The organism is Pallidibacillus pasinlerensis (genome assembly GCF_009996845.1).
Classification (GTDB): domain Bacteria; phylum Bacillota; class Bacilli; order Bacillales; family Caldibacillaceae; genus Pallidibacillus; species Pallidibacillus pasinlerensis.
Genome location: NZ_JAACYS010000004.1, coordinates 77,812 through 88,669 on the forward strand (window position 1 = coordinate 77,812; position 10,858 = coordinate 88,669).

The 10,858-nt window shown below is 33.6% G+C and carries 10 protein-coding genes; all 10 read right to left on the reverse strand.

Translation table 11 applies throughout. The features are described 5' to 3' along the window. Positions 1-21: 21 nt before the first annotated feature. Complete coding sequence (locus GW534_RS01815) at positions 22-2,085, reverse strand: chemotaxis protein CheA (RefSeq protein WP_161919341.1); 2,064 nt, start codon at positions 2,083-2,085, stop codon at positions 22-24. 5 nt (positions 2,086-2,090) lie between these two features. Continuing rightward, a complete protein-coding gene (locus tag GW534_RS01820) occupies positions 2,091-3,161 on the reverse strand; it encodes a protein-glutamate methylesterase/protein-glutamine glutaminase (protein WP_161919342.1) in 1,071 nt (356 codons plus the stop codon). Between the two features lie 8 nt (positions 3,162-3,169). Then, the gene (locus GW534_RS01825) at positions 3,170-4,039 is read right to left on the reverse strand and encodes a MinD/ParA family protein (RefSeq protein WP_161919343.1); all 870 of its coding nucleotides are present in this window, start codon (positions 4,037-4,039) and stop codon (positions 3,170-3,172) included. Continuing rightward, positions 4,032-5,183 carry a flagellar biosynthesis protein FlhF gene (gene flhF, locus GW534_RS01830; RefSeq protein ID WP_161919344.1) on the reverse strand — a complete coding sequence of 384 codons (1,152 nt, stop codon included), beginning with the start codon at positions 5,181-5,183 and terminating at the stop codon, positions 4,032-4,034. Before flhF ends, GW534_RS01825 begins: the two co-directional genes overlap by 8 nt. Beyond that, a complete protein-coding gene (flhA, locus tag GW534_RS01835; protein WP_161919345.1) occupies positions 5,180-7,219 on the reverse strand; it encodes a flagellar biosynthesis protein FlhA in 2,040 nt (679 codons plus the stop codon). The genes flhF and flhA overlap by 4 nt, the downstream gene beginning before the upstream one ends. Positions 7,220-7,278: 59 nt before the next feature. After that, complete coding sequence (gene flhB, locus GW534_RS01840) at positions 7,279-8,361, reverse strand: flagellar biosynthesis protein FlhB (protein ID WP_161919346.1); 1,083 nt, start codon at positions 8,359-8,361, stop codon at positions 7,279-7,281. 37 nt (positions 8,362-8,398) lie between these two features. Continuing rightward, positions 8,399-9,184: a flagellar biosynthetic protein FliR gene (fliR, locus tag GW534_RS01845; RefSeq protein WP_161919347.1), complete on the reverse strand. Its 786-nt coding sequence runs from the start codon at positions 9,182-9,184 to the stop codon at positions 8,399-8,401. A 4-nt stretch (positions 9,185-9,188) separates the two neighbouring features. After that, positions 9,189-9,458 (reverse strand): flagellar biosynthesis protein FliQ, encoded by a 270-nt coding sequence (gene fliQ / locus GW534_RS01850; RefSeq protein WP_161919348.1) that lies wholly within the window; start codon positions 9,456-9,458, stop codon positions 9,189-9,191. Between the two features lie 14 nt (positions 9,459-9,472). Beyond that, positions 9,473-10,138 carry a flagellar type III secretion system pore protein FliP gene (fliP, locus tag GW534_RS01855; protein WP_161919349.1) on the reverse strand — a complete coding sequence of 222 codons (666 nt, stop codon included), beginning with the start codon at positions 10,136-10,138 and terminating at the stop codon, positions 9,473-9,475. Continuing rightward, a partial coding sequence (locus GW534_RS01860) for a flagellar biosynthetic protein FliO (RefSeq protein ID WP_161919350.1) occupies positions 10,135-10,858 on the reverse strand: 724 nt, incomplete at its 5' end. The genes GW534_RS01860 and fliP, both read right to left, overlap by 4 nt.

Sequence of the window (10,858 nt, forward strand, 5' to 3'; positions counted from 1 at the left end):
AAGTACACGTCCTTTCCGCGATTATTTAATCAAGGAGTTACAATCTACAATTAATGCAACTTGTCCATCACCTAAAATTGTCGCTCCTGAAATTGCAAAAACATTCGTTAAGTAATTACCAAGTGATTTTAATACAATATCTTCTTGTCCGATAAAGGAGTCAACAATTAGTCCAGCAAGTTTATCTCCTTTTCGAATAATGATTGTTGAAAGGAACTCATCTTGTTTATTTACTTTTGGTACATCAAAGATTTTTTCTAAATATAATAGTGGTACGACATTGCCACGATAATCGAAAACAGGCTGTTCATGGGCATAACGAATATCTGATTGACGTATAATAGCTGTTTCGATGATTGACGAAAGTGGAATAGCATATGTTTCTTCTTGTACTTTTACTAACATGACAGAAATGATAGATAATGTTAAAGGTAATTGAATAATAAATTGGGTTCCAACATGTTCTTGTGAATTTACCGAAACAGTACCGCCTAATGATTCAATTGTACTTTTAACAACATCAAGACCGACACCGCGACCAGAAATATCAGAAACTTGTTCCGCCGTTGAAAATCCGGAGGACAATATTAAATTATGAATCTCGTTATCTGATAACGTCTCTTTTTCTTCTTCTGTAATGATTCCTTTTTGAACTGCTTTCGTTGCAACTTTTTCTCGATTTATTCCTGCACCATCATCATTAATTTCAATAAACACATAATTTCCACTATGGTAAGCTTTTAATTCAATTATTCCTTCTTCTTGTTTTCCTTTTGCTAGTCGCTCTTCTGGGCTTTCAATTCCATGATCGACAGAATTTCTTAAAAGATGGACTAATGGATCGCCTATTTCATCAATTACGGTACGATCTAATTCTGTATCCGCACCACTAATTTCTAATCTAATCTTTTTATTTAATTCTCGGGATAATTGGCGTATCATTTTCGGAAAACGATTAAATACCGTCTCAACAGGAACCATGCGCATCGTTAATACGACAGATTGTAAGTCGTTTGTTACACGAGACATTTTTTCAACTGTTTCAATTAATTCTTGATGGTTTACTTCTTTCGCAATTTGATCGAGTCTGCCACGGTCTATAACAAGTTCTTCAAACAAGTTCATAAGCGTATCTAAACGTTCAATGTTCACACGAATCGTTTTATTTGTCTTCGATTTCGTTTTATTAACTGACTTTGAAGTCTTTGACGGCTTATTTTCCTGAATTTGACTTGTATCGTCTTTTTGAACTTCATTTTGCTGTATCTCATTTACTTTTTTATCTAGTTCAGCATTTTTGGCTTGTTTTATTTGTTGTACATTAATATCTTGAACTACTACTTTATCAATCTCAGAAACTTTCATTATTTTCTTTTCTACTTCTTCACTTGAATCTTTCGTTACTAAAGAAACAACAAATTCATCATCAAAGTTTTCTTCTTCTAATTCTTCCGTTGTTGGTGTTGATTTAACAACATCCCCGATTTTTTCTAATACGTCAAATACCATATACACTCGTGCAGCTTTTAATAATGTATCTGGACGGACAGAAACTGAAACTTCAAATGTATTGTAGCCTTGTTCTTTCGCTTGTTCTAATACTGTAAGTTCAAATTCATCATAGACTTGGAGATGTTCATGTTTTGTGGCTGGTTTTTCCACAATGGCAGTTGCTGCTACTTCTTGCACACTACTTTCTATTTCCTTCCCAGTTTCAATTGCCTTTAATTTTGCAACAACTTGACTAACGTCTTCTTTACCATCTCCACCTTCTGCAATGGATTCAAGCATATTTTCTAAGTGGTCAATCGCTTCAAAAATAATATCTAGTAATTCAGAAGAAAATTGAATCTTTTCATTGCGAATGCCATCCAATACGTTTTCCATTTGATGGGTTAAATTAGCCATATCCTCATAGCCCATTGTGGCAGACATACCTTTTAATGTATGGGCTGAACGGAATATTTCATTAACGATTGTTAAATCATTAGGATTACTTTCTAAAGATAACAAATTCTCATTAATCGCTTGTATATGTTCTCTTCCTTCATCAAGAAAAACCTCTAAATATTGGTTCATCCCCATGTCAATCACCTCTCGTTTACAAAGTTTGTAATGTGGATAGCTATTTTATCTAAGTCTGCTATTTCATCTACCCAGCCTGTTTTTATTGCGGATTTTGGCATTCCGTTAATAACTGCTGTTTTCTCTGATTCGGCAATTACATATGTATCTTGGTTATTGTTTTTTAAATATTCCAATCCTGCTGAACCATCGGAACCCATACCCGTTAAAATAATTGCTAGTTTATTAATATTTTTTAATTCCGCTGCAGAGATAAATAAAGTATCTACACTTGGACGATGTCCCCGAACAGGTGGATCATATGTTAACTCACTTACAAGAGAGTAACCAACTTGCCTCACTCGTAAATGTTTCCCACCTGGAGCGATATAAGCGGTGCCGTTTTTAAAAATTTCACCGTGGATCGCCTCTTTAACTTTAATCTCACATACAGCATTTAATCGATTGGCTAATGATTTTGTAAAACCACTTGGCATATGTTGCACAATTAAGATCGGGGCAGCAATATCTTTTGGAACATTAGTTAAAACCGTCTCTAAAGCGCGAGGACCACCCGTTGACGTCCCGATTAAAATAAGTTTATTTTTGCTTTTTGATGAGTAAGGCAAAACTTGGGGCTTTCTTTTTGTTCGCGTTTGATTGACTTGTGTTCGCCGAAAAATTAATTGTGTAATATTCGCCTGCTTTGCTTCAATAATTTTCTCGATGAGTTCGTCTTTCACTTTATGTATATCTAGGGAAATTGAACCAGACGGTTTCGTAACAAAATCAAAAGCTCCCTTTTGCATAGCAAGTATGGTATTTTCTGTTCCTTCTGAAGTTGTGCTCGATAACATAATGACAGGTAGCGGGTGTTCATTCATTATTCGTTCAAGAGCATCTATACCGTTCATAACCGGCATTTCAACATCCAAAGTGACGACATCTGGTTTTAATTTTTTTACTTGTTCAATTGCATCGGCTCCATTACGAGCACTTCCAATAACTTGAATATGCTCATTAGTTGTAAGTAAATCTTTGAGAATCGTTCGCATAAATGCCGAATCATCAACAATCAAAACTTTTATTGGTTCCATTCCGCAACCTACCTTTGTAATAAAACAAGTTTTAATTTTTCTATGAAACTATTGTTTTTTTCAACTTTATTTTCCCTATGATTATTATTTAAAAATATATTTGTAATTTTATTTATTTGTTTAGCTGCTAGAGAACTTGGTTTATGTAATATAAAAGGAGTTTGCCTTTTAACAGCTGTACTTATATTTGAATCTTCTGGTATGAAACCAATTTGATTACTTTCCTTATTTAAAAATTTATACAATACTTTTTGTAACCTGCCTAAAACATCTTTATTTTCCTTTTCATTTTTCATCCGATTTCCTAATAAATGAAAAGTAACTTCAGCATGATTTAGTGCTAATATTTTCATCGCTGAATAAGCATCCATTATTGACGTTGGTTCTGGAGTAACAACAACGATAATATCTTTTACACTTGAAAGGAATAAAACCAAATCTTCACTAATTCCTGCACCAATATCAAAAACGAAATAATCATATTCATAAAGATAATCTTGCATTTGCTCTAACAAATGATTGACACGTGCCTCATTTAAATAAAAGGACTCTTCTAATCCAGAACCACCAGCAATATAATGTAGTCCTTCTGGCCCAAGCTGAATTACTTGTTCTAGAGGAATGTTATTTATAAAGAAATCAGCAATAGTGTATCCTGCTTGATTTCCAACGAGAATATCAATATTTCCCATACCTATATCTAAATCAAATAATAGCACTTTTTTCTTATGTTGTGATAGGTTGATGGAAAAATTTAACGCAATGTTCGATTTTCCGACGCCACCTTTACCGCTAATGATGGCAATCGTATGTGCCAATTTTCTATCCTCTTGCTGTTCCTTTACACGTTGGCGCAATTTTCTTGCTTGGTCATTCATAAAGGTCCACTCCGATGATTTGGTTAATTATAAATTCCTTAGATGCCTCAACGATATCATCAGGAACATCTTGTCCATTCGTAATATAAGCAATTCCCTTTTTATATTTGTATGGGAGATTAAACAATGAACCATAAATCGATGTTTCATCTAATTTTGTGAAAATGAATTGATCGATTGGAACAATCGAAAACTGTTCGTATATTGCTTTTAAATCCTGCTCTTTTGCCGTTAATGAAAAAACTAAAAAGGACTCCATATCATGGTTAAAATCAATTGTACTTTTTAATTCTTTAACATATTGATCATTTCTAAAATTCCGGCCAGCTGTATCGATAAAAACATAGTCTTTATCGGCATATTTTTTGACTGCCTTTTTAAAATCAAGCATGTTATAACAGACTTCACATGGTACATCTAATATTTTCGCATAGGTTTTCAACTGTTCTACTGCAGCAATTCGATACGTATCAGTAGTAATAAAAGCAACATTTTTTTTATGTTGAAGCACTGTGTTAGCAGCTAATTTTGCTAATGTTGTCGTTTTTCCTACACCTGTCGGGCCGACGACATTTATATATTTTTTTTGTAAAGAAATAGGAGAAAACGACACTTCGTTTAGATAATTTTTTATCGTATCCGCTACAAATTGAACCGCTTCTTCGTCTGAAATTTTTTCATCATTTTTATAAAAATGTTCTAAACATTGTTCAGTTAATTGTTGTAATACATGTCTGTCAATATTTTGTTGTAAAAGTCGCTCGTAAATTTTTTGGTAAGGAGCTGGAATGTTTTGAGCCTCCGGATTTTGGGCCGATAATTTTTTCACCAATGCCTTCAATTGTTGAATTTCATTAATTAATTGTTTGTTAGTTTCATTATTTTGTTGCGGTTTTGTTATTAATTGTTCTGGCTGCTTACTTTGTTTTTCAAAATTTTCCTTTTTCTTTTCTAATTCTTTTTTTCGCTTTACATCTGGATCAATTGCCGCAATAACTTCAATATTTTTTTTACGGAATAAACCGAGAAATCCACCGGAATAAACGACTTTTGAGTTTAAAATAACAGCATCCTTACCAAGCTCTTGACTTATTTTTTTCATCGCATCAGGCATTGACGGTGCGATATATTTTTTTACTTTCAATCAATGTTCACCACCCCGACACTTTGTACTTCGATATTGGCATCTAATTCATTATAGGAAAGTATAGGTACTTGCGGGAAAAAGCGTTCAGTTAAATCCCTAACATACATACGAATTGCTGGTGAACATAATATGATGGGCGTATTATTCGTTATTTGTACCTGTTCAATTTGTTGTTGCATACTTTCCAATATTGACTGTGTAACTTCTGGATCTAATGCTAAGTAATTTCCGTGTTCCGTTTTTTGAATATGGTCCGCAATTAGTTTTTCGATTTTGCCACTTAACGTTAATACTTTTAGAGTCTCGTCATCTTGTTTATATTGATTTGTAATTTGTTTTGCTAATGCTTGTCTGACATATTCTGTTAAGACGTCTGGGTCCGTCGTTAATTTACAATAATCAGCTAATGTTTCAAAAATTATTGGCAAGTTTCGAATCGATACTCTTTCTTTAAGTAGTTTAGCCAAAACTTTTTGAATATCTCCTACTGAAAGTGGTTCCGGTGTTACTTCGTCAACAACAATTGGATACGATTCTTTTAAATGATCTATTAATTGTTTTGTTTCTTGACGACCTAATAACTCATGAGCATGTTGTTTCAATGTTTCAGTTAAATGTGTACTTACAACTGATGGAGGGTCAACAACAGTATAGCCGGCAATTTCAGCATCTGTTTTCATATCTTCTGTAATCCATTTAGCTGGTATACCAAAGGAAGGTTCAATCGTATCAATCCCAGTAATCGATGGATCATCTACGCCTGGGCTAATCGCTAGATAATGTTCCAGTAAAATTTCACCTTTCCCAACTTCGTGACCTTTTATTTTTATTCGATATTCATTAGGTTCCAATTGAATATTGTCACGAATACGTACGACAGGAATAACTAACCCTAGCTCAATGGCAAGTTGTCTACGAATCATAACTACCCGGTCAAGTAAGTCTCCACCTTGATTTGCATCAGCTAACGGAATTAGTCCATAGCCAAACTCAAATTCAATTGGATCAATATTTAATAAGCTAACGACATTTTCCGGTTTTCTTAATTCTTCAGAAGCAACTTCTTCCTCAGTTTCAATAGGTCCCGCCTCGTCTTCTTGTTTTTGACCTTTAAGAATCATATACCCACCAAAAAGTAATAAAACACCGATAGGCAATGTAACGTAATTTGGGATTGGAGTTAAAATCCCCATTAAAATTATCGCAGTACTTGCCACATACATCATTTTCGGATAGGCAAATAATTGTTCGGTAATATCCGTACCTAAATTTCCTTCAGACGCAGATCGAGTAACGATAATACCCGTTGCAGTGGACATTAATAAAGCAGGGATTTGCGTTACAAGACCGTCACCGACTGTTAACGTCGAAAAGCGATTAACTGCTTCTCCAAAGGCCATATCCATTTGTAACATTCCGATGATAATTCCAAAAATAAGGTTAATAAATACGGTTATAATTCCGGCAATGGCGTCTCCTTTAACAAATTTACTCGCACCATCCATCGAACCATAAAAGTCCGCTTCACGAGAAATATCACTTCTTCGTTTTCTTGCTTCTTGTTCAGATATTAAACCAGCATTTAAATCAGCATCGATGGCCATTTGTTTGCCAGGCATCGCATCTAGAGTGAATCGCGCAGCAACTTCCGCAACCCGTTCAGAACCTTTTGTAATAACAATAAAGTTAATAATGACAAGTATTAAGAATACTACTAAACCAACTAATATATTTCCGCCGACAACGAAGGATCCGAATGTTTCAACAACGGCACCAGCATCTCCACCAGATAAAATCGCCCTCGTTGTTGAAACATTCAGTGCTAGTCGAAATAACGTCAGTACTAATAAGAGAGAAGGAAAAATTGAAAAATCTAGCGCTGTGCGCATATTCATTGCCCCAAGTAGAGTCAACAGCGCTAAAGCCATATTAATCATAATTAAAAAACTAAGAAATGTTGGCGGTAAAGGTATGACAAGCATAACTACTATAAAGATAACGCCAATTATTACAGATAAATCTTTTACTTTCATTCCTTACTCTCCTAACATGACTACTTTTTTCTAGTCCAAATTTCAATACGTTAAGTTTTTTATATTTTCTTTTGTACACGATAAACATAAGCTAAAATTTCTGCTACTGCTTTAAAAAATTGCTCCGGTATCTCTTGACCAATTTCTGTTTCAGCGTATAAACTTCTCGCCAATGGTCTATTTTCAACAGTCACAACATCATTTTCTTTCGCTATGAGCTTAATTTTTTGAGCAATAAAATCTACACCTTTTGCCACGACAATTGGTGCATCCGCCTTCGATTCATCATATTTTAAAGCGACGGCATAATGGGTCGGGTTCGTAATGACAACATCTGCTTTCGGAACTTCTTCCATCATTCGTCTTGTCGCAATTTCTCTTTGTCTTTGCTTAATTCTTGATTTTATTAAAGGGTCCCCTTCGATGTTTTTATGTTCGTCTTTTATATCTTGTTTAGACATACGGATGTTTTTTTCAAAATCATATTTTTGATACATATAATCTAAGATAGCAATAAACAACAAAGCACCGCCCATATATAAGCCCATTTTTCCTGCAACTGAAGCTACAGCAGCCAGACTATTAGCAGGTGTCGACGTAATTAAATTTAATATTTCAGGTAAATTATTTTGCAAAAAAATAAATCCGATTACACCAATAATTGATACTTTCAAAATAGATTTTACTAACTCCACAATTGCACGAAGTGAAAAAATTCGTTTAAAACCTTTAATCGGATCTAATTTTTCCAATTTCATTTTTAATGGTTCACCTGTAAATAAAACCCCAACTTGAATGTAGTTTGCAATTAAAGCTGCTATTATTGCTACAAGAAAAATAGGAGCAATGATTTTTAATAGTTGTAAGAATGTTTCAATCGCAATTGTTTCAAGTGAATTCTCGGTTAAATCCATTAAAAAATATTTTTCAAAGGTCATAAGAAAAATGTTTAAGAAATTTTGTATAATCGATGGACCTAAAAATATGAGAACAGCAAAAACAAAAAGTAAAATGACAGCAGTATTAATATCTTGACTTTTAGCCGTTTGTCCTTTTTTACGAACATCTTGCCGTTTTTTCGGGGTCGCCTTTTCCGTTTTTTCTCCAGCAAAAAATTGCAAGTCTAAACGGTATTTTATCATCTATGCTCCCCCTTCTAAAAATATATCTATAATTAATTTAAGGTAATGGTTGACCTAATAGGGTCATAAAATCTCTCATAGCATGAAGTAATAAGTCAAATAAACTTCGCACAGAAACAATCATTACACCAATAATGACAAAAATTAATATAAAACCAACTAATATTTTCACTGGTAATCCAACGACAAAAATATTCATTTGTGGTACTGTACGAGCTACAATTCCTAAAGCCAAGTCAACTAAAAATAGACAAGCTATGACAGGAATCGACATTTGAAAAGCAATAAGAAACATGGCGCTGAACACTTCGGCAATCATTTGAATCGTATTTTCTTCTCCAAAAGCAAGGAAAGGTTGATCAATTGGTATAAATTGATAACTATAATAAATACCATCAATTAACAAATGGTGTCCATCAACCGATAATAAAAATAAAAGAGCAAACATATATAAATATTGTCCCATTATTGGAGATTGGGCTCCTGTTTGTGGATCGACGACATTTGCTAAAGCAAAGCCAATTTGGAAATCAATTAATCCTCCAGCCGTTTGAATTGCCGAAATAAGTATATACGCAATTAAACCAATGGAAACACCAACCAATAACTCTTTTAAAATAAGTAATAAATAGAGGCCTTCAAACGTAATCGGTTGTGCTACATCAATTGTAAAAACCATAATATTTGCTAAGAAAAATGCAAGCCCGATTTTAAATATAGCCGGAACTGTAGCGTAAGAAAAAATTGGGACAACCATAATAAAAGAAAGAACACGAATAAATACAAGTAAAAAAAGCGGTATTGTATTTATAAAAGCTTCCATAAAATCAACCTACAAACGTTGTGAGATTCGAAAAAATATCCGTTGCAAACTTCACCATATGATTTATCATCCAAGGTGCAAGGACTACAATACCAATTAAAACACCAAGAATTTTCGGTATAAATGCTAATGTTTGCTCTTGAATTTGTGTCGTCGCCTGTAAAATACTTACGATTAAACCTATACCTAAGGCAATGATTAATAACGGTCCTGCTACAAGTAATATAGTAAATATACCTTGTTCAGCTAAAGCTATTACATCTTCAGTACTCATAATTTTTCACCTGCTTAAAATGTCTGTAACAATGATTTTACGACGAGATGCCAGCCATCAACTAGGACAAATAATAATATTTTAAATGGTAATGATATCATGACAGGTGGCAACATCATCATCCCCATTGACATTAGGACACTGGCAACGACCATATCAATAACAAGGAATGGAATAAAAATCATAAATCCAATTTGGAAAGCTGTTTTTAATTCACTTATGACAAAAGCAGGAACGAGTGTAGACATTGGGATATCATCAATTGATTCAGGTGGTTCAGCTCCTGAATAATCTAAAAATAACGCAAGATCCTTTTGTCTCGTATGCTGTGCCATAAATTCTTTAAATGGTAAAGCAGCATTTTCATATGCTTCTTCAAGGGTCATTTCTTCATTAAATAGCGGTTTTAATGCATTCTCATTTACTTCATGAAAAGTAGGTGCCATGATAAAGAATGTTATAAACAAACTAATTCCAATAATGACTTGGTTTGGAGGTGTTTGATTCGTTCCAAGACCTGTTCTAACGAATGACAGAACAACAACAACACGAGTAAAGGAAGTTAATAAAATTAAAATACTTGGTGCAATCGATAAGACCGTTAATAGTAATAATAATTTTACAGAAGTTGAAACTGAACCAGGGTCACTTCCGTTAAAAAATGACATAAACTCGTTCATTTATCTTTAGACCCTTTCTTTATATGTTCTTCCATTGCTTCCTTCCTTTTTAACTCTATTTCCTTTATTCTCTTTGATATTTCATCTTTAAATGAATGTTGTTCCTCTGTCTCATTAGCTGTTCCCTTTTTCTCAAGAAAATCTTTTATTTTTGAATATAGATTTTTTGTATTGACCATTTGATCCATACGGTCATTATATTGTTGAAGTAAATCAGCGATTTCTTTCTCATCGGTCACTTCTTTTAACAATTGAATATTCTCGCCGACTCCAACAATTAATATTGAGTTTCCTGCTTGAATTACTTGAACTGAGCGATTTCCTCCGAGTGAAGCACCACCTAAATTTTTCACTAAATTTCCGGAGTATGGAAGATTGCTCTTTTTTTGCATCCATTTTAATAATGCAATAAGCAATCCAATTACAATTACTAAAACAAAAATTGTCCGAATAATATCAAAAAACGTAACACCAACCGTTGCATTCGTATTATCTTCTACTTTGTTTACTTCGTTCGTTTCTTTTAAACTTTCCTCTGTTTTTTCCTCGGTATTTTGATTTTCATAATAGTCATAGACACTTTTATTAACTGAATCTTGCGCATTTGCAACAATTTGTTTTGGAGAAAACAATGAGAATATAATAAATAAAACTGTAATAAAGTAAAAAGCACTTTTGTTTGTCCAGCTATGAGGAGTAAATTTATCAATTTTCGGTAGC